The organism is Streptococcus sanguinis (assembly GCF_900635155.1).
Lineage (GTDB): Bacteria > Bacillota > Bacilli > Lactobacillales > Streptococcaceae > Streptococcus > Streptococcus sanguinis_G.
In genome coordinates this window covers 1376577-1397201 of the sequence record NZ_LR134002.1, presented here as the reverse complement: position 1 = coordinate 1397201, position 20625 = coordinate 1376577, and the positions used below count along the sequence as shown (strand labels likewise).

At 42.7% G+C, this 20625-nt stretch carries 19 protein-coding genes; all 19 read left to right on the top strand.

What is annotated here, in order from left to right; translation table 11 throughout:
- Positions 1-72: 72 nt before the first annotated feature.
- A complete protein-coding gene (locus ELZ47_RS07090) occupies positions 73-1002 on the top strand; it encodes a bifunctional riboflavin kinase/FAD synthetase (RefSeq protein WP_331852796.1) in 930 nt (309 codons plus the stop codon).
- A 111-nt stretch (positions 1003-1113) separates the two neighbouring features.
- A complete protein-coding gene (locus ELZ47_RS07085) occupies positions 1114-1515 on the top strand; it encodes a Spx/MgsR family RNA polymerase-binding regulatory protein (RefSeq protein ID WP_002906786.1) in 402 nt (133 codons plus the stop codon).
- Between the two features lie 2 nt (positions 1516-1517).
- The gene (locus tag ELZ47_RS07080; protein WP_126435678.1) at positions 1518-1796 is read left to right on the top strand and encodes a UPF0223 family protein; all 279 of its coding nucleotides are present in this window, start codon (positions 1518-1520) and stop codon (positions 1794-1796) included.
- Positions 1786-2556, top strand: coding sequence for an inositol monophosphatase family protein (locus ELZ47_RS07075; protein WP_164549578.1), 771 nt, complete (start codon positions 1786-1788; stop codon positions 2554-2556). Before ELZ47_RS07080 ends, ELZ47_RS07075 begins: the two co-directional genes overlap by 11 nt.
- Positions 2557-3861, top strand: a complete 1305-nt coding sequence (locus ELZ47_RS07070; protein WP_126435676.1) for an RsmF rRNA methyltransferase first C-terminal domain-containing protein — start codon at positions 2557-2559, stop codon at positions 3859-3861. It begins immediately after the preceding gene.
- A gap of 129 nt (positions 3862-3990) precedes the next feature.
- On the top strand, positions 3991-4872 hold the full coding sequence (locus tag ELZ47_RS07065) for a phosphate ABC transporter substrate-binding protein PstS family protein (RefSeq protein WP_126435675.1): 882 nt from the start codon (positions 3991-3993) through the stop codon (positions 4870-4872).
- Positions 4869-5786, top strand: a complete 918-nt coding sequence (gene pstC / locus ELZ47_RS07060; RefSeq protein WP_002895771.1) for a phosphate ABC transporter permease subunit PstC — start codon at positions 4869-4871, stop codon at positions 5784-5786. The genes ELZ47_RS07065 and pstC overlap by 4 nt, the downstream gene beginning before the upstream one ends.
- Complete coding sequence (pstA, locus tag ELZ47_RS07055; protein WP_125378204.1) at positions 5776-6660, top strand: phosphate ABC transporter permease PstA; 885 nt, start codon at positions 5776-5778, stop codon at positions 6658-6660. The genes pstC and pstA overlap by 11 nt, the downstream gene beginning before the upstream one ends.
- Before the next feature lie 10 nt (positions 6661-6670).
- Positions 6671-7474, top strand: a complete 804-nt coding sequence (gene pstB, locus ELZ47_RS07050; RefSeq protein ID WP_002895769.1) for a phosphate ABC transporter ATP-binding protein PstB — start codon at positions 6671-6673, stop codon at positions 7472-7474.
- Positions 7475-7549: 75 nt separating this feature from the next.
- Entirely contained in the window at positions 7550-8308 is a 759-nt protein-coding gene (gene pstB / locus ELZ47_RS07045) for a phosphate ABC transporter ATP-binding protein PstB (protein WP_032906495.1), read from the top strand.
- A gap of 14 nt (positions 8309-8322) precedes the next feature.
- On the top strand, positions 8323-8976 hold the full coding sequence (gene phoU, locus ELZ47_RS07040; protein WP_125332717.1) for a phosphate signaling complex protein PhoU: 654 nt from the start codon (positions 8323-8325) through the stop codon (positions 8974-8976).
- A gap of 156 nt (positions 8977-9132) precedes the next feature.
- Entirely contained in the window at positions 9133-9762 is a 630-nt protein-coding gene (locus tag ELZ47_RS07035; protein ID WP_126435674.1) for a hypothetical protein, read from the top strand.
- A 268-nt stretch (positions 9763-10030) separates the two neighbouring features.
- The gene (locus ELZ47_RS07025) at positions 10031-10660 is read left to right on the top strand and encodes a hypothetical protein (protein ID WP_032909734.1); all 630 of its coding nucleotides are present in this window, start codon (positions 10031-10033) and stop codon (positions 10658-10660) included.
- Positions 10651-11994, top strand: coding sequence for a hypothetical protein (locus ELZ47_RS07020; RefSeq protein ID WP_126435673.1), 1344 nt, complete (start codon positions 10651-10653; stop codon positions 11992-11994). Before ELZ47_RS07025 ends, ELZ47_RS07020 begins: the two co-directional genes overlap by 10 nt.
- A gap of 10 nt (positions 11995-12004) precedes the next feature.
- Positions 12005-12301, top strand: coding sequence for a hypothetical protein (locus ELZ47_RS07015; protein ID WP_002904305.1), 297 nt, complete (start codon positions 12005-12007; stop codon positions 12299-12301).
- Between the two features lie 8 nt (positions 12302-12309).
- Entirely contained in the window at positions 12310-12636 is a 327-nt protein-coding gene (locus ELZ47_RS07010; protein WP_126435672.1) for a hypothetical protein, read from the top strand.
- 166 nt (positions 12637-12802) lie between these two features.
- Positions 12803-15343: a M1 family metallopeptidase gene (locus ELZ47_RS07005; RefSeq protein ID WP_126435671.1), complete on the top strand. Its 2541-nt coding sequence runs from the start codon at positions 12803-12805 to the stop codon at positions 15341-15343.
- Positions 15344-15494: 151 nt separating this feature from the next.
- On the top strand, positions 15495-19709 hold the full coding sequence (locus ELZ47_RS07000; protein ID WP_164549577.1) for a GbpC/Spa domain-containing protein: 4215 nt from the start codon (positions 15495-15497) through the stop codon (positions 19707-19709).
- A gap of 334 nt (positions 19710-20043) precedes the next feature.
- Positions 20044-20526, top strand: coding sequence for a hypothetical protein (locus ELZ47_RS06995; protein WP_125332539.1), 483 nt, complete (start codon positions 20044-20046; stop codon positions 20524-20526).
- Positions 20527-20625 lie beyond the last annotated feature (99 nt).

The following is a 20625-nucleotide window of genomic DNA, read 5'->3' as shown; positions in this document are numbered from 1 at the left end:
TTTGAATATTTTGCGTTTTCGAGCGGAACGGATATTGTAAAAATAGCAAATGCGTAGTAAAATAGAGAAATGATGATAACCAAGAGAATTACAGATGAAAAAGGGATTGATCAGACAGAAGATACGGTCCTTGTTCTAGGCTATTTCGATGGGCTGCATAAGGGCCATCAGGCACTCTTTGAGAAAGCGAGAGAGATTGCTGCGGAGCAAGGTCTAAAGATTGCAGTGATGACCTTCCCAGAGTCACCTAAGCTAGCCTTTGTACGCTACCAGCCTGAGCTCATGCTGCATCTGGCTAGTCCTGAAGACCGAATGGCGCAGCTGGAAAGTCTAGGTGTTGACTATCTTTACCTGATTGATTTTACTAGCCATTTTGCGGGCAATACAGCCCGAGACTTTTTTGAGAAGTATGTATCTCGTCTGCGCGCCAAGGCTGTGGTAGCTGGCTTTGACTATCATTTTGGCTCAGACCGCAAAGAGTCACATGAGCTGAGAGATTATTTTAATGGAAAGATTGTTATCGTTCCCTCGGTTAATCTGGATAATCGGAAAATTTCTTCCACTCGGATTCGGGAGACGATTGCTGTCGGAGATATGCTGAAAACTCAAGAATTGCTAGGCTATCCTCTATCTACTCGCGGTATTGTGGTTCATGGCAATGCCAGAGGACGGACGATTGGCTATCCAACAGCCAATCTAGCTCCCTTGGATCGAGTCCTTCTTCCAGGAGATGGCGTTTATGTCGCGGACGTTGAGCACAATGGTCAGCGCTATCGTGGTATGGCTAGTGTTGGGAAAAATGTAACTTTTGACGGGGATGAACTTCGTTTTGAGGTTAATATATTTGATTTTTCTCAGGACATCTATGGCGATACCATTCGGATTTTCTGGCTGGATAAGATTCGTGAGATGGTTAAGTTTGAAGGTATTGACAGTTTGGTTGCTCAGCTGCAGAGTGATGAACGGATCGCTAGAAGTTGGACTGGTTATCGAAATAGTTGAAAAATTTATATTTTCATGACATTCGGCAGTAATTTTCAAAAAAATATAGTCAAGCCAAATAAAATTTAGTATAATAGAGGTAGTTATTATACAGAATTAGAAGAGAAACGCATGATTACATTATTTTTATCGCCGAGTTGTACTTCTTGCCGTAAGGCGCGTGCTTGGCTGCTAAATCATGAAGTGCCCTTTCAGGAACATAATATCATGACGAGCCCTCTGTCAGCTCCCGAATTGCAACATATTCTTTCTCTGACAGAGAACGGTACAGACGACATTATTTCAACTCGCTCAAAAATTTTTCAGAAATTAGATTTGGATGTGGAGGATTTATCCATTTCAACCTTGATTCAGTTGATTGAGGAAAATCCCAGTCTTTTGCGACGCCCAATTATTTTAGACGGCAAACGGATGCAAATCGGCTTTAACGAGGATGAAATTCGTGCTTTCTTGCCTCGGAGTTATCGTAAGGAAGAGTTAAGATCCGCAACCATGCGGGCAGATATTCAGTAAAGATGAACAAAAATTATAGTTACCCACTAGATTTATCGTGGAGCACTGAAGAGCTTGCTTCGGTGCTCTCTTTTTTTAATGATGTAGAAGCAGCTTATGAACAGAAAGTCCAAGTGGAAAAGCTCTTGAAGTCCTATGCGGCTTTCAAGCAAGTTGTTCCTAGCAAGAGCCAAGAGAAGCGAATTGGCCGTGAGTTTGAAAACGTCAGTGGTTATTCGCTTTATCGTGCTGTTCAAGAGGCAAAAAGTAAAGGTAAAGGAAGCATTTCTCTTGGAAAATAAATTTCATTTTGCTAAAGAAATCATCTACCAAGCTGGTGCTTTTTTGAGGGAACATCTCTATGATGATTTGGATGTGAGTCAAAAGACCAGTGCCACTGACTTGGTCACCCAGATGGACCGGAAGGTTCAGGATGATTTGGTGGCTAAGATTCTAGCCCGCTATCCTCAGGATGCTATTTTAGCGGAGGAAAATGGACTCCGACATAATATTGCTGATGGCAATGTCTGGGTGATTGATCCGATTGACGGAACCACCAACTTTATCACTCAGAAGGCTGATTTTGCCGTTATGATTGCCTATTTTGAAAAGGGCATTGGTCGTTTTGGCTTGATCTATGACGTGACCAGAGACCAGCTCTATCATGGTGGCGGGGACTTTGATGTCTATTGTAACGACCGGAAACTTCCTGCTTTTGAGGACCGGCCTTTTCAAGACTTTCTCATGGCTTCTAATGCCGGTATGCTGCAAGCCAATGATTGGGGCTTGGCAGACTTGGCTCGGGAGTGTTTAGGGGTTCGGGTTTATGGCAGTGCTGGGATTAGCTTTAGCAAGGTGCTGTCTGGTGGCCTCTTGGCTTATTTTTCCTACAACTGGCCTTGGGATTATGCGGCGGCTTCGATTATGGCGGAGAAGCTAGGCTTTATCGTCCAAACCTTGGATTGCAGTCAGCTAAATTTCCAGACTCGGCAGCCTGTCATGATGGCACCTAAGTGCAAACTATCAGCTCTGAAGCCTTATTTAGAAAAGGGGAAGCAGTAGATGGACTTTCCTAAAGGTTTTAAAGAAAAATATGAGCAGATTTTAGGCACTGAAGCGACGGACTTTTTTGCGACTTTTGACGAGGAGCCGATTTCGGCCTTTCGCAGCAATCCTCTAAAAGAAGGCCAGCAGAATTTCTCAGATGCCATTCCTCAGACAGACTGGGGCTTTTATGGCAAGGTGTCTGGTAAGTCTGCTGAGCATGTGACTGGTCTGGTTTATTCGCAGGAGCCAACAGCTCAAATGGTAGCCCAGATAGCAGCGCCATCTAAGGGAATGAAAGTCTTAGATTTGGCGGCTGCACCAGGTGGCAAATCAACCCATCTCTTGTCATTTCTGGATAATACAGGCCTGCTGGTCTCCAATGAAATCAACAGCAAACGCTCTAAAATCTTAGTGGAGAACATTGAACGCTTTGGTGCCAGAAATGTTCTTGTTACCAATGAATCAGCTGAGCGGTTGGCTCAGGTTTTTGAAGGTTATTTTGATTTGATTGTTTTAGATGCACCTTGCTCGGGCGAGGGCATGTTTCGCAAGCAGCCGGATGCTACCCAGTATTGGACTCCGGATTATCCAGTACAATGCGCCCAGCTCCAGAGAGAGATTCTAACAGCTGCTATGAGTATGCTTGCCAAGGATGGTCGCTTAGTTTATTCAACCTGTACTTGGGCTCCTGAAGAAAATGAAGACATCGTTGCTTGGTTACTGGAAGAATTTCCACTTGAACTCATTGATATTCCTAAGATAAACGGGATGACTGAAGGAATTGGCTTTCCTGAGACAGCTCGGATGTATCCGCATCGCTTCAAAGGTGAAGGTCAGTTTGCAGCACACTTTCGCTTTACTGGTGAGAATAGTAGCAAGAAGATTAAATCAAGTAAGAATCGTTTGACGAGCGAACAAAGAAAGCTATGGCAGGACTTTGAGAGCAAGCATCTAAAAACAATCTTGACTGGAGATCTGCAGACCTTTGGGGACAATCTTTATTTGTTGCCAGCTGGACTGCCAGACCTGTCCAAGCTAAAGATTGCCCGTAACGGTCTGCACCTAGGAACGTTTAAGAAGAATCGCTTTGAGCCTAGCTTTGCCCTGGGATTGGCTATGAAGCCAAGCGAGGTTTTGAAGCAGGTTGAAATCAATGAACAGGACTTCACGAAATATGCGGCAGGCGAGACGATTGAACTGGCAGAAACGCAGCCAAACGGCTGGTACCAACTAGTCCTTGGCGGGAACGGTCTGGGCTTTGCAAAAGTCACTGGAAAAACCCTGAAAAATTATTTTCCAAAAGGCCTGAGATTTAGATAAAATATTAGGAAAAGCTGGTATTATATGATATAGTTGAAGATGTGAATGTATTGAAAAAAGCTTCTTTCTGCTAAGTAAGAATACTAAAGATACTTCCCATCCTCTTGATTTTATTAAAGGAGAAATCTTTTGAACAAATTGAAAAAATTTGCTTTAGCGCTGACAGTTCTGGGCTTAGGACTCACCTTATCAGCTTGCTCATCCTGGATTGACCGTGGTGAATCTATGACAGCGGTAGGCTCAACTGCCCTGCAGCCTTTAGTTGAAGCAGCAGCTGATGACTTTGGCTCTAACAACATCGGTAAAACGGTCAATGTGCAGGGTGGCGGATCTGGTACAGGTCTTTCTCAAGTGCAATCAGGAGCTGTTGAAATCGGGAACTCTGATGTTTTTGCTGAAGAGAAGGAAGGGATTAAGGCATCTGACTTGGTGGACCATAAGGTCGCTGTGGCTGGTATTGCGGTGATTGTCAATAAAGAAGTTGATGTGGATAATCTAACGTCTGAGCAGCTGCAGAAAATTTTCACTGGTGAAATCACCAACTGGAAAGAGCTGGGCGGTAAGGACTTAGAGATTTCGATTATCAATCGTGCGGCTAGCTCTGGATCCCGAGCAACCTTTGACAGTGTCATCATGGATGGGAAATCAGCTGTGCAGAGTCAAGAGCAGGATTCCAACGGTATGGTAAAAAATATCGTTTCGCAAACTCCTGGTGCGATTTCTTACCTAGCCTTTGCTTATGTTGATGAGTCTGTAAAAACCTTGAAACTTAATAACTACGAGCCAACAGCAGAAAATGTTGCTACCAATAACTGGTCGCTCTGGTCTTATGAGCATATGTATACACTGGGCAAGCCGACTGGTCTGGCTGCTGAGTTTTTAGACTATATGCTGTCAGATGATGTTCAAAAAGGGGTAGTTACCAGCATGGGCTATATCTCAATCAACGATATGAAAGTCAGCAAGGACGCTGATGGGAATGTCACAGCAATAGAAGGAGATTCAAAATGAAAAATGAGGAATTAACCAAAAAGTTGTTATCGCCTTCTAAAAATTCTCGCTTGGAGAAGTTTGGCCGCTATCTGACTTTTGCCTGTCTGTCACTGATTGTGGTGATTGTGGCTATGATTCTAATCTTCGTTGCTCAGAAAGGTCTATCTACTTTCTTTGTCAACGGCGTTAATGTTTTTGATTTTCTTTTTGGTGGTGTCTGGAATCCTTCAGGTAAAGAATTTGGTGCCCTGCCAATGATTTTAGGCTCCTTTATCGTTACTATTCTGTCTGCCCTGATAGCAACTCCCTTTGCGATTGGTGCAGCTGTCTTTATGACAGAGGTGTCTCCAAAAGGAGCAAAGATACTGCAACCGGCGATTGAGCTTTTAGTTGGTATTCCGTCTGTTGTTTATGGATTTATCGGTCTGCAAATCGTGGTTCCTTTTGTCCGTACAGTCTTTGGCGGTACTGGTTTTGGGATTTTGTCTGGTATTTTTGTGCTCTTTGTCATGATTTTGCCAACAGTAACCTTTATGACGACGGACAGTCTGCGTGCTGTGCCACGCCACTACCGTGAAGCAAGTCTTGCTATGGGCGCAACGCGCTGGCAGACCATTTGGCGGGTAACACTCAAGGCTGCTCGCTCAGGTATTTTTACAGCTGTGGTCTTTGGAATGGCGCGTGCCTTCGGTGAAGCCCTAGCTATCCAGATGGTCGTTGGTAACTCTGCGGTGATTCCAACTTCTCTGACAACACCAGCAGCTACACTGACCTCTGTCTTGACCATGGGAATTGGAAATACCGTTATGGGAACTGTGGACAATAACGTTCTCTGGTCTCTGGCTCTGGTGCTCTTGATGATGAGCTTGGCCTTTAACAGTGTCATTAAACTAATTACAAAAGAAAGAGGTAAGAAAAACTATGCACGCTAAGAAATTAGATAAATTGGCGACTGGTGTTCTCTACACAATAGCGAGTATCATTGTTGCCATCCTTGCCTCTCTTATCCTCTATATCTTAGTTAGAGGTCTGCCACATGTTTCCTGGTCTTTCTTGACAGGGAAATCCTCTTCTTACCAAGCTGGCGGTGGTATTGGCATTCAGCTATACAATTCCTTCTTCCTGCTGGTGATTACTCTGATTATCTCTGTGCCTCTTTCTATGGGGGCTGGGGTTTATCTGTCAGAGTATGCTAAGAAAGGTCCAGTGACCAACTTTGTCCGTACCTGTATTGAAATCCTGTCTTCACTGCCTTCGGTAGTAGTTGGGCTCTTTGGTTATTTGATCTTTGTTGTCCAGTTTGAGTATGGCTTCTCAATTATTTCTGGGTCCTTGGCTCTGACAGTCTTTAATCTGCCTCAGATGACGCGGAATGTTGAGGATAGCTTGCGCCACGTCCACCATACGCAACGTGAAGCTGGTTTGGCCTTGGGAATTTCCCGCTGGGAAACGGTCCTGCATGTGGTCATTCCGGAAGCTTTGCCTAGTATTGTGACAGGGATTGTACTGGCTTCCGGTCGTATCTTTGGTGAAGCAGCAGCCTTGATTTATACAGCAGGTCAGTCAGCTCCAGCTCTTGACTGGTCCAACTGGAATATTTTCAGTGTTACCAGCCCTATCTCTATCTTCCGTCAGGCTGAGACCTTGGCCGTCCATATCTGGAAGGTCAACAGCGAGGGAACAATTCCTGATGGAACGGCTGTTTCTGCTGGTTCAGCAGCGGTTCTCCTGATCTTCATTTTGATTTTCAATCTGGGGGCCCGCAAACTGGGCAGCTATCTGCATAAGAAATTAACCTCTGCTTAAAGGAGAAGAAATGACAGAATATAATTGGAATGAAAAACATATCATTACTTTTCCTGAAGAAAAGGTAGCCTTGTCAACCAAGGATTTGCATGTTTACTACGGTAAAAAGGAATCCATCAAGGGCATTGATATGCAGTTTGAAAAAAACAAAATCACTGCTTTGATTGGCCCCTCTGGCTCAGGGAAATCAACCTATCTCCGCAGCCTCAACCGCATGAACGATACTATTGATATTGCCAATGTGACTGGAGAGATCCTCTATGAGGGGATTGATGTCAACCGCCCTGAAATCAATGTTTATGAAATGCGCAAGCATATCGGTATGGTTTTCCAAAGACCAAATCCTTTTGCCAAGTCTATCTATCGCAATATCACTTTTGCCCATGAACGGGCTGGTGTCAGAGATAGAAAGGTTTTGGATGAGATTGTGGAGACTTCGCTCAAACAAGCAGCTCTTTGGGACCAGGTCAAAGATGACTTGCACAAGTCAGCCCTGACTCTCTCTGGCGGTCAGCAGCAGCGGCTCTGCATTGCCCGTGCTATCTCGGTCAAGCCAAACATTCTGCTCATGGATGAGCCAGCGTCAGCCTTGGATCCGATTGCGACCATGCAGCTGGAAGAAACCATGTTTGAGCTTAAGAACAACTATACCATTATCATTGTGACCCACAATATGCAGCAGGCTGCCCGTGCTAGTGACTACACTGGATTCTTCTATCTGGGCGACTTGATTGAGTATGATAAGACGGCCAATATTTTCCAAAATGCCAAGCTTCAGTCCACTAATGACTATGTTTCAGGCCACTTTGGTTAAGCAGCTGTCCCTATTCATCACGATTCAACAAGCTTAGTCTTTGGTTGAATGTAAAATAAAATGAAGGAAAAACGTATGACAGAACCTATTTTGCAAGTCAAGGACTTGTCGGTTTATTATAATAAAAAGAAAGCCCTTAATAGCGTTTCACTTGATTTCATGCCAAATGAGATTACAGCTTTGATTGGACCGTCAGGCTCAGGTAAGTCAACCTTGCTCAAGGCCATTAACCGAATGGGGGACCTGAATCCAGAAGTAACGACTACAGGAACGGTCATTTATAACGGTCACAATATCTATAGTCCGCGGACAGATACGGTAGAGCTTCGCAAGGAAATCGGAATGGTTTTCCAGCAGCCTAATCCCTTTCCTATGACTATCTATGAAAATGTGGTCTATGGACTTCGGATTAATGGTGTCAAGGACAAGGCTGTTTTGGACGAAGCAGTTGAGCGCTCCCTGATTGGTGCATCTATCTGGGATGAGGTCAAGGACCGTCTGAATGATTCCGCTATCGGTCTTTCCGGTGGCCAGCAGCAACGGGTTTGTGTGGCTCGCGTGCTAGCTACTAGCCCTAAGATTATTCTCTTGGATGAGCCGACATCAGCCTTGGACCCAATCTCAGCTGGGAAAATCGAGGAAACCCTCTACAGTCTGAAAGACAAATATACCATGCTTTTGGTCACTCGCTCCATGCAGCAGGCATCTCGGATTTCTGAAAAGACTGGCTTCTTCCTTGGCGGAGACTTGATTGAATTTAATGAAACCAAGAAGATGTTCCTCAATCCAGCCCACAAAGAGACCGAAGACTACATTACTGGTAAATTCGGATAACAGAAAGGAATCTTATGCTTAGAGTACAATTTGAAGAAGATTTAGAAAAACTTCATAATCAATTCTATGCGATGGGAAATGAAGTCCTATCGCAGATTAACCGGACAGTGCGTGCCTTTGTCACGCATGACCGTGAACTGGCTCGTCAGGTTATTGAAGACGACGCTGAAGTCAATGACTACGAGGTCAAACTGGAGAAAAAATCTCTGGAAATTATCGCCTTGCAACAGCCTGTGTCTCAGGATTTGCGAACCGTTATCACCGTGCTGAAAGCCAGCAGTGACTTGGAACGCATGGGCGACCACGCCGTATCTATCGCCAAAGCTACTGTTCGGATGAAGGGAGAAGTCCGCATCGAGTCCGTAGAGGATGCTATCAGCAAGATGGGGCGCGATGTTAAGAATTTCGTCGAAGAAACCCTAAACGTCTACCTCAATGGAAATGTAGACCAAGCTTATGCCGTAGCAGCGCTAGATGAGAAAATTAACGAATATTTTGATGATATTCGCGATCTTGCTACAGAGGAAATCAAACAAAATCCAGAACTGATTGTAACTGGCCGCGATTATTTCCAAGTTATCTCTTACTTGGAACGAATCGGCGACTATGCCAAGAATATCTGTGAATGGGTTGTTTACTTTGAAACAGGTAAAATTATTGAGTTGTGATGATAAAAGATACGATTTGTTTCGTGTCTTTTTTGTATATTCTCAAGAATTGTCAGAATTCTGTTTTGTGTTTTAACTTACAACTAACTATGTTATACTACGAGTGTAGATTCAAAAAATATATATTTTTATATTAGTACATAATGGAGAATGTTTATGAAGAAAAAGATCATTTTCGCCTTGGCAGTTCTGATGCTTCTCATTCCAGGTGGAATCTTTGGTGTGACAAAGTGGATTGAACACCAAGACTCACCCGATAATGTTAGTGACGTTTTAGACGATAAAGGAGTGAAACTTTACAAACGCGGATTTCGTTTGTTGGAAGAACAACTGGCAACTTACATTAAAGAGCATTATTCAGGAGTCAGTAAAATTGAGTTTTCACCCATACTAGTTCGAGGAGGTGACGGACGATATATGTTTCATGCCAATATTGTTCCTATAGTTTATGATGAATATGGAGATAAGGCGTATTTAGGTAAAAAAATTGGAAATCGAACATTTGCTCATTATGATGATTTTAGTAGTATCAGACTCGATTTTGATGGATTGGATGAAGAAATCATTGAAATAAGAGTTGGTAGTGAATTTATTGATATATCTGATAGTAAATGTTTACCTGAAAATGTAAAACTTAATTCTGTTAAAGAAATGGATGAAAATATAGAAGCGCTTGTCAATGCTGGTCAACTAAAAGATGTGGTTAAAAGTGAAAAAGGTAGTCAAAAAGCGGAAATTGTCTATAATACAGAAATTAAGAAAGGAGACTATTTGGATTGGCGTTGACAGAATGGCATTGTTTATATTAAATAACACTTAGTAAGGCTAAAAGATGTTAAGGAATCAGATGTAGGAAGTCCGAATGCCGAAATTAGACTACAACTTATAAATTAAAAGAGGGAGTTATTCAGAATAGGGATAATCTTTGATTAAATGGGGAGGTTTCTGTTTATGGATAATATGGCAGAAGTACTCGGCAAAAAATACAATATTGTGATATACTATAAACAGAAAAAATGGATTCGTTTTCATTTAGATATAGAGGTGACAGTTAATGAAGAAAAAACAACTTGCAATTATAGCTGTATTAATTACCTTAGTTTCAGGAGGGGGATACTGTATGACAAAATGGATTGAACATCAAAACTCGCCGTATAATGTTAGTGATGTTTTAGACGATAAAGGAGTAAAACTTTACAAACGCGGATTTCGTTTGTTGGAAGAACAACTAGCAACTTATATCAAAGAACACTATTCAGGAGTTAGTAAAATTGAGTTTTCACCAATTTTTGTGCAAGGTGGGGATGGGCAGACTATGTTCGATGCTAATATCGTTCCCGTAATTTATGACAATCATGGGAATAAGGCTTATTTAGGGCGAAAAGTTGGTAAGCATGGATATGCAAGCTACGGTCTTTTAGGAGATCTACGGTTAGATTTTAATGGTTTTGATGAGGAAGTGATTGAAATTGATGTAGATGGTAAATTTCTTGATATAACGAATTACAAAAGTTTGCCTCCAAAAGCTAAATTAACAATCAACCCCGCAATGGATGAAAATATTGAAGCACTTGTTAAAGATGGACAACTAAAAGATGTGGTTAAAAGTGAAAAAGGCAGCCTAGAAGCAGAAGTTGCCTATAATACAGAAATTAGGAAAGGAAATGAGTGGGAATGGCGTTGAATGATGAACAGGTACAGCAATTGCAAACAAGAGTTCTAAAAATAATTAAAGACCATGATGTTGGTGAAGATTTTTCGTTAAAAAGGGGAGGACAAAAATATGTCTTAATCAACGAAATCAATGAAACCACCCAAGCTATTGCTGTTGCGCCTCTTGATAAGGAAGGGAATCCAGATTTCAGTCAAACTACTATTGTTGTTGCTGGTACTCAATCACCTAATAACGAAAATAATAACCATGTTATAGAATCTGGATTTAATGCGGTACTGGCAAGAAATCAATTAACAGAACAGACAAAGGACGTTCGAGAATTTTATAATCAATCATTAGCTAGTGCTGAAAAAATGGCTGGCAAAGGACAAGAAGTTGATATCAGTAATATGTCGGGATTTAGTCAAGCGGGACCAGCAGTTGCTAAAGTAGCTGCGGAAATGAAAGTCCAAAAGATTACAAATTTCATGGACTGGGGTGCGTGGAATTCGTTGACAAAAAATACAGCCGACTATAGAGGTATTAGTGATGAAGAATTAGCATATATTAATAAACACTTACATTCATACAGTGATCAAGGGAAAGATTTAACAAGTTGGGATGGTCATGGAGGGATCATTCCGTATGGAAAAGTATTTACTGTAGAGGGAAAACATCATAATGCTGGGTTACCAAAGATTAAAGGTAATAGGCCAGATTTTGAATGGTATGAAAAAAATGGTCTTTTCTGCTCTGGCATGACCGAAAAGCAAGTCAAAAAGATTGCAAAACTTAAAGCAAAAATGTACGAAATAAATCCAGTAACCGCAAATTTTGGATTAGACTATGCTAAAAAAGATCCTGATCATTATGTCCTTGAGTATTTAAAGGAATATGGAGACTTCGCTCCTGAGCCTTCTAAGCAGGATTTAATCGCTATAAATAGAGAATACATTGATGAATTGCATGCCTCATTAAGAACCAGTTCTGGCGACAAAACAATTAGTTTAAGAGAGGAACTCGTTCGTACAAGTGCTCAAACTGCTCAGCTTCAAGCTGAGGTCTATGAGCAAGAGATTAAAGATAAGTTAGCAAGTGCAAAATCAAAAGTTGAGGCGCACATCTCAGAACTAAGAAACGCATCTTTTACATTAGCTCACAACCTTTCATCTGGAGAAGTAGAAGATCTCTTGTCTGAACTGACCTTATCCAAAGCTTGGAATGGCGGAACAGAAGCCTCTACTCTCGCCTCAGCAAGTGCATATACGACTAAAATGACGGAAATCGCTGGTAATTTAAACAAGGCCGCTGATAATATTGTAGCGATTGATCAAAAAGGCGCCCAGATTTTCACAAAAAAATAGGAGGAAACGCATGATTGAACCAAATACAGAAGATCGAGCTGAAGCCGAACGTATAAAAAAAGAATATTTAAAGATTCAGGAACGTATTGCTATTCGTGGTTTAATTTCAGCTAAAATAGCTGTCCTTCTTGAAGAAAGTCAAGCTTTGCAGAGTTGGCTAGATAGTCAAGCAGAGACTATGAAAACTTTTGCCTCTACTCAAGTACCTGCTGACTTATCTGGAGCTTTCACAGGTGGAGCAGCAGATTCAATCAAGGAGGTACTAGGCGCTGTTCCTAAGCCTAGTTTGACCAGCCCTATCTTATAGGAGGCTTTATGGATATTCAGAAAAAGATCGATCGTCTCAATGACGATCACATAGCGTTTCGAAAGAAAGTTAGTGAGTATGAATGGGATTATCAGGATATGAGACGAGAAGCTAAAAATGTTTCAGAGCAAATGAGCGAATGGATATTATCTTTTTGTTGCAATAGTCCTGATACCGTGCCCTCATATGAATTAAGACAAATAGAAGAAAATAGAGAAATTTTCGAGAGAAAAATTCAGCGTTATGAAGAACGGCTAAACAAAACTTATCACGAAGAAAATCGAATCTATAATAAAAAATTAGAGGAACTTGAGAAAGAAAAGAAGAACTCTTGACCTTTCTTCCATTTTCATAAACCTCATGGACAGGTCCTACCTGTCTTTTTGTTTGCATTTATTCTGCAACGAAATCTTCTAAATATGATACAATAATAACAGATTATAAGCGGACAAGTATGGCGGAGTAATCTTGCCATGTTGTTCGCTAGATGAGGAGAAGCTGATGCAAGCAGTTAAACATTTTATTGAAACTTTTGTTCCTGAGCACTATGATCTCTTTTTGGATCTGAATCGTGCCGACAAGTCTTTTTCAGGCAAGGTGACCATTACTGGAGAAGCTAAGACGAGTAAGATTTCCCTACATCAAAAAGATTTGACAGTTGAAGCTGTAGAGGTGGCTGGCCAAGCTCGTCCTTTCACTCTTGATAAGGACAATGAAGCTCTTTATATCGAGCTGGAAGCAGCTGGGTCTGTAGTGGTGACAATAACTTATACTGGTCAGATTACGGACAATATGACCGGGATTTACCCATCTTACTACACGGTAGATGGTGTGAAAAAAGAGATTATTTCTACGCAGTTTGAGAGCCACTTTGCCCGCGAAGCCTTTCCGAGTGTGGATGAGCCAGAGGCTAAGGCAACTTTTGATTTGGCTTTGAAATTTGACCAAGCTGAGGGTGAGTTGGCCCTGTCTAATATGCCGGAAATTGATGTTGAAAACCGCAAAACAACTGGCGTTTGGAAGTTTGAAACGACTCCACGTATGTCTTCCTATCTCTTGGCTTTTGCTGCTGGTGATATGCAAGGAATTACTGCTAAAACCAAGAATGGAACCTTGGTAGGAGTCTATGCGACCAAGGCCCACCCAGCCAGCAATCTTGAGTTTGCTTTGGACATTGCGGTTCGCTGTATCGAATTTTACGAAGAATACTACGGAGTCAAGTACCCTATTCCTCAGTCACTCCATGTGGCCCTGCCTGACTTTTCTGCTGGGGCTATGGAAAACTGGGGCTTGGTGACCTATCGGGAAATTTATCTGCTGGTGGATGAAAATTCAACAGCTCTGAGCCGTCAGACAGTTGCCTTGGTTGTTGCACACGAACTAGCCCACCAATGGTTCGGAAATCTAGTGACCATGAAGTGGTGGGACGACCTTTGGCTCAATGAAAGCTTTGCCAATATGATGGAGTATGTCTCAGTTGATGCGATTGAGCCTAGCTGGAAGATTTTTGAAGATTTCCAGACCAGTGGGGCTCCTTATGCCCTCAAGCGTGACGCAACAGATGGCGTGCAGTCGGTTCATGTAGAGGTCAAGCACCCTGATGAAATTAATACTCTTTTTGATGGGGCGATCGTCTATGCCAAGGGTAGCCGTCTCATGCACATGCTGCGTCGTTGGCTGGGAGACGATGCTTTCCGTAAGGGGCTAGGTGTCTATTTTGAGAAGCATCAGTATGGAAATACCATCGGTCGCGATCTCTGGGACGCTCTTTCTCAAGCTACTGGCCGTGATGTAGCTGCCTTTATGGATGCTTGGCTGGAGCAGCCGGGATATCCAGTTGTCACTGCTAAGGTCGAAAATGACTGCTTGATTTTGACGCAGAAGCAGTTCTTCATTGGGGAGCACGAAGAAAAGGGCCGCCTCTGGCCAGTACCGCTCAATAGCAACTGGCAAGGACTTCCTGATACACTGACGACAGAAAGACTGGAAATTCCTAATTATGCAGTCCTGGCAGCGCAAAATGAAGGAGCCCTGCGTCTCAATACAGAAAACACAGCTCACTATATTACAGATTATCAAGGTGAGTTGTTGGATGCTCTTCTGAATAATCTCAGCTCTTTGGACAATATCAGCAAACTGCAAATCGTGCAGGAGCGTCGACTTCTGGCAGAGTCTGGTAAGATTTCCTATGCGGACCTGCTGCCAGTCATCAGTAAGCTGGCAAACGAAACTTCTTATATGGTGGTTTCAGCTGTTTCCCAAGTGCTAGAAGGGTTGAATCGCTTTGTGGATGAAGGCAGTCAGACAGAAGAAGATTACAAAGCCCTGTTGAAAGTTCTCAGTCAAAGTAATTTCGACCGTCTTGGTTTTGAAAAACAGGAAGGCGAAAGTGATGAGGATGAGATGGTTCGCCAGCTGATTGTGGGTAATATGATTAAGGCGGACGATGAGACAGCTAAAGCTCAAGCAAGCCAGATCTTTGACCGCTATCGTGAAAATTTGGAAAAACTCCCTGCCGCTATTCGCCTGCAGGTGCTGATCAACCAAATCAAGCATCATGAAAGCAAGGAGCTGACTAAGCTTTATCTGGAACTCTATGTCGCTTCAAATGATGGAAGCTTCAAAAATGCCCTTTCTACAGCCCTTTCTTATACGAAGAACAAGGAAACCTTGGATGAACTTTTAGCGACTTGGAAGGATAAATTTACTGTGAAACCGCAGGATTTGTCAGCTTGGTATGCCCGTTTCCTCAGCCGTGATTTTACTCAAGAAGCAGTGTGGACTTGGGCGCGTGAGAATTGGGACTGGATCAAGTCAGTGCTAGGTGGCGACATGAGCTTTGATAGCTTTGTCATTAGCCCGGCAGTGGTCTTCAAGACAGAGAAGAGATTAGCAGAGTACAAAGACTTCTTTGAACCGCAGTTGGACGATATGGCGATTAGCCGAAACATCAGCATGGGAATCAAAGAAATCGCTGCGCGTGTTGAACTGGTGAAGCGCGAGAAAGAAGCAGTGGAAAAAGCTATTCGAGCTGCAATCTAATGGATTTGATTATAATGACTAGAAAGTCTGAGATATTATCTATCTCAGGCTTTTTCTTTATCATTTTGAGTATTTAAACATTGCTAATATGGCTTTGCTTTGATAAAATAGAATAGTATGTGAAATAAACAGGCAACTGTTTAAAGGAGAAATGGAGTTTATAATGGAAAAGAAAATAGTCTATGGCTTCCGCAAGAGCCGCCTTTCTAAGGGCTTGTGCGGAGCTGTTTTGGGTGCGGCTTTGTTGCTAGCTGCTGGGTCGGTTCAGGCTGAGGAAAAGGCAGCTGAAGCAGCAGAACAGTCTTCCCTTTTTGAAGCTGCTCTTTCGCCAACCGAAGCACCCCAGCCAACTGCTGCCCCTGCTCAGTCAGAGCCGGTAAGTCAAGACAAGCTTCCCTTGGAGGTCTCCCATGCGGATTTGGACCAAGCTTTAGCAGAGGCCGAGAAAGCAGGAGTTCAGCTAAAGCAGGAGCCGACTTTTGATTTAGGAACAGCTAGAAATCCAGAAGAAGCTGCGAGTAAACGGGAGACAGCTCTAGCGGATTATGCGACCCAAGTCAAGGAAATACGTGAAACCACAGCAGCTTATCAAGAGCAACTGAAGACTTATGAGAAAGAACTCAGTCAGAAAGAGTCTGCCAATCAAGCCCTGAAAGACCAATATGACAAGGCTCTGGCTTCCTATGAACAAGAGTCCAGTCGTATTCAAGCTGAAAATGCTCAGCTAGAGGCGGACTATGAGCAGAAACGGACGGCTTATCAAGCAGAATTGAACCGTATAGTAAAAATCAATCAAGAGAAAGAAGCCTCCTATCAAGTAGCTTTAGCAGCCTATCAAGAGGAGCGTTCACGGATTTTACAAGAAAATGCTCAAGCGAAAGCTGCCTACCAAACTGCTATGGAGAGCTATGCTACAAAGCTGAAAGCTACTCGGGAGAAGAATGCTCAAGCAAAGCGTCGCTATGATGAAAAGCTTGCTCAGGTTTCAGCTGACAACAAAGCAGCCCAAGCTGAAAATGCAGCCATTGCAGAACGAAATCAGGTAGCTGAAAAGGCCTATCAGGAAGCAGTCAAGCAGTATGAAGCTGAAGTTTCCAGACTGACTCAGGTTAAGACAGAAAAAGAAGCTGTTTATCAAGCTGCCTTGGCTGACTATGAGAAAGAATTGGCTCGGGTTCAGAAAGAAAATGCTGAGCTAGAGCAGCAGTATCAGTCAGAATTGACGGCTTACCAACAGGAAGTAGAACGCATTCAAATAGCCAATCAAGCTGCTAAACAATCTTATGAGACAGCCTTAGCTAAAATCCAAAAGCAGAACAAAGAGATTGAGGCTCAAAATCTAGCTGTTCAGAAGAAAAATGCAGCCTTAAAGGAGCAGTATCAGGCTGATTTAGCTGCTTATCAAGAGCGATTGGCTGAGATTCGCCAAAAAAATCAAGCGGCAGAGGAAGACTATGAGAGCAAATTAGAAGATTATCAAAAGAATCGCTCTGAAATCCAAGCTGCTAATGATGCCAAAGAAAGAGATTATCAAGTGGCTTTGACTGCTTATCAAGCTGAACTTGAGCGTATTCAAGCTGAAAATAAGAAGCGGCAAACTGCCTATGAGACTGAAAAAGCAGAAGTAACAGCCCGTAATGCTGCCATTGAAGCTGAAAACGCCCAGCTTCGTCAGCAAAATCAGGAAAAACAAGAGCTTTATAAAAATCAATTAGCCCAATATGAGCAGGATGTGGCTCGAATCACCGAAAGCAACCAGAAAAGTCGAGAAGCATATGAGAAAGCCTTGCTTACCTACCAAGAAGAAACTGCTCGGATTGAGACGGAAAACAAGAATAAACTAGCTGCTTATCAGGCTGACTTAGCGACCTACAAAGCAGATCTTGCAAGAATTGAAGCAGAAAATCAAAGACTAAAAGAAGATTATGAGGCAAACCTTGCAGCTATTTCAGCGCAGAACGCAGTGATTGAGCAAGAAAATGCAAGCATTAAAGAAAAAAATGCCCGCTTGAAAGCTGACTATGATAAGCTCTTAGAAGAATATAAGAAGGCAAAAGCTGCCTATGATACTGCCAAAACTAAGTATGATGCAGCTCTTGTAACTTTTGAGAGAGAGTTGCAGGAAGCGGAGGCTAAGAAAAATGAAGAAGGCTATCTCAGCAAAGTTGAAAGCCAGCCTTTTGTTTTCAAATCTGAGCCCCAGGCTGTCTTGACACTTGATCCATCAATTAGAACCTATACCAATGATGAGCTGACTGATGAGGTTCGTTCTTGGAGAATGGATGAATCAGGAATGAGAGCTTTGACCAGTGTTTTAAAAGGGAAAGAACATCAGACTAAAGTCGTTTTGCAAAAAGATGTGCCTTTGGTAGCTACTTATACCAATATCAAAAATTCCAGTATTCAAGGCAAGAAAATCTCTAAAGTTGTCTATACTTATACTCTGAAAGAATCAACGAAGAGTCAGGATAAGCTGCCGGTTTTCTTAGTTAAGGATCCGACCTTGACTGTATGGACCTTGGATTTTCATGGCCAATCTCGAGTCAATGTCCAAGCGGAATTTTTCGATGAGGCTGGAGAAAGGCTTGATATGACAGGTTCGCTTGTCAGCTTCTCATCTTTAAATACTAATAAAGCTGCGATTGAGTACATCAAGAATTTTAATGGTGAATATGTTCCTATCACAGGATCTGCTATTAACATTCACCCAGATACCAGTGTTCATGCCGATATTTCTATTAACCATGAGAAGGAAGGCTCTCGCTTTGAGTATAATAAGTGGGATACGCCTACCAGTCCCTATAACTGGTATGGCGCTATTGTAGGAAAAGCCCAGGGAGATGTCATTTCTTTTGATATCGGTTCGCGAAATCGGGGTTCTGCTTGGTTTGTCTTTAACTCTGATATTAAAGCTAAAGGTGTCCCAATGAAGCCTGTCGCTCCGACTGAGGTTGCCCAACCACAAGAGCCAACCTATGAAGAACTCAAGGCACTGCAGCCTCTTCCAAGTCAGACGGTTTATCAATCTTTGCCGCAAGAGCCAGCTCAGCCGGTTTATCAAGAACTTCCTAGCAGACCGACAGAAACTCAGCCTCTTCCTCAGCCAACTCAGCCTGAGCAGCCAGTAGCTCTACCGGAAAGAGATTTGGAAGTTTTACCGCAAGAGCCGACTTATCTAGCTGAGCCTCAACAACCTCAAAAGCCTGTTTATCAGGAGTTGCCAGAAGAACCTAGCTCCCCTACTCTATTGACAGAGCCAGCTGCAGTTGAAGATCCGACCTATGAGAAGGAGCAGTCCTTGCTGAGCCTTTCGCAAGCACCGGTCGAAGATTCACTGCCACAGGCACCTCAGCTCCCATCTTATTTGAAGGAACCAGAAAAACCTCAAAAAGATTCTGAAGCAAGCATGGGAGAAGCTCCGAAACCACCTGTTTATAAAGAAGAAATTGCTTTACAGGAATTGCCTCAGGAGCCAAGCTATCTGCAGGAACCACAGCTCCCTCAAGAACCAGTTCTTCAGCCTGAGCCCCAGTCACCTGTCAGAGAAAGTGATCTTCCTTTGATTGCTGAGCCTGACAATCCGAACTATAAAGAGCTTCCTCAAAAGCCGGCTGAACCTAGCTATCAAGCTTTGCCAAGCCGTCCGCAAGCGCCGACTCAAACTTATCACTATAACCAGCTTTTTATCCAGTTAAAAGTCAGAGAAGAGTTGGAGGATGAGTCCAAGAAGAATATTCATCAACAAGAGGTTAGCCAGGGAAGTTTTGCTGTCCTTAATCTGGTAACGGATGCTTTGCCTGCTTATCGCCTGCCAATTCATTCTTTCGTATTGGAAGATCGCCTGCCGGAAGGTTTTGAATTGGATCTAGAAGCGACTAGAGCGAAAAGTCCTGGTTATGAAGTTTCTTATGACCCGGGCACCAGAGTCTTGACTTTTGTTGCTGCACCGGGTCTGCTTGAGCGCTACAATGCTGACTTAAATACTGCGACCGAGACTCTAGCTCCAGCAGCAGTCGGCCGACTCTTGTATCCAGGCAGAACCTATACCAATCATTTCAGCTTACTGATTAATAATCAATACCGGATTGAATCCAATCAGGTTAGTGTTTCAACACCTCCTGCAGAAATTACTGTTCAAACAGCGCAGAAATTTGAGCCTCTTTCAAACCGAACTTGGCAGTATCGAAGATCTGCAAGTAAACAACCAAGTAAGATGCAGCTATCTGTCAGCTACCAAACCAAAGATAGAGCTTCTCAAGGACAACTGCCTAAAACTGGAAGCAATACGAGCTCTCTTCTCACTTATCTTGGCTTTGCGGTCTTGCTAGCTTCAGCTGGCTTCCGTTCTTCTAATAAAGAGTCGTAAAAAGATAAGTAGCTCCTGCATCAAGAGCTTTTGAACATGATAAATCAAGACTGAGACAATTTCGTCCCAGTCTTTTTTACTGAGGATTTTTTAGGGCAAATTTTTGATATCATCCAGTTTAGAAAGAGAATTGGGGAAAATTCCTTTTCATGCTCCATTTTCCCTATCTTTTCAGCCTTTTTTAAGAAAAAATTCAGTCCTGTTTAAGTAAAAAAATATATGATAATGCTATTCTAGTGAAAGGATGTGTATTGGATGACTTGTAAGCTGCATTAGCTTCTTGCTTGATAGAATGAGTCAGAAAAAATTTTAAAAAAAGAAGGTGATAGATTAAATGGATATGGAAAAAATGATTGTTGTAGAAAAAAGTACTAAATGGCGGCTGACGGTTGCAACGGGTAGTGCTCTAGCAGTCGGACTTCTGGGCGGTTATGGTCTTGCGACAGCTATTCACGGTACAAACAGTCAGCAATCAGCTATTCAACAGCCAACTACTATGCCTGGAGCACCGGAGCAGGTACAAAATGGTCAGGATGCAGGAAATAGCATGCCTCCGCAACCAGGTCAGAATGGTCAAAACGGCGGACCGGGTAGTAGCATGCCTCCGCAGGATGGTGGTTCAGGACAGAACGGTCAAGACCAAGGAATGCCGTCTCAAGACGGTCAGCAGTCTGGCAAGGATAAGAGCAAGGATTCTTCTGCTCAACAAAATGACAACGGGAAGAAAAACAAGAAAAAGTCTTCAACGAACACAAGTGAACAATCGGACAAGAACAATAATAAGTCGACAAAAGAAAATAAAACGTCGCAGTCGTAGGAAAAAACTTACTGATTTTGAACCCAAGTCATGATATAATAAGAATAGCAAATAAAACAAAAACCAAAAGACATAATCTTGGTAAGTTTTATTGGAGGA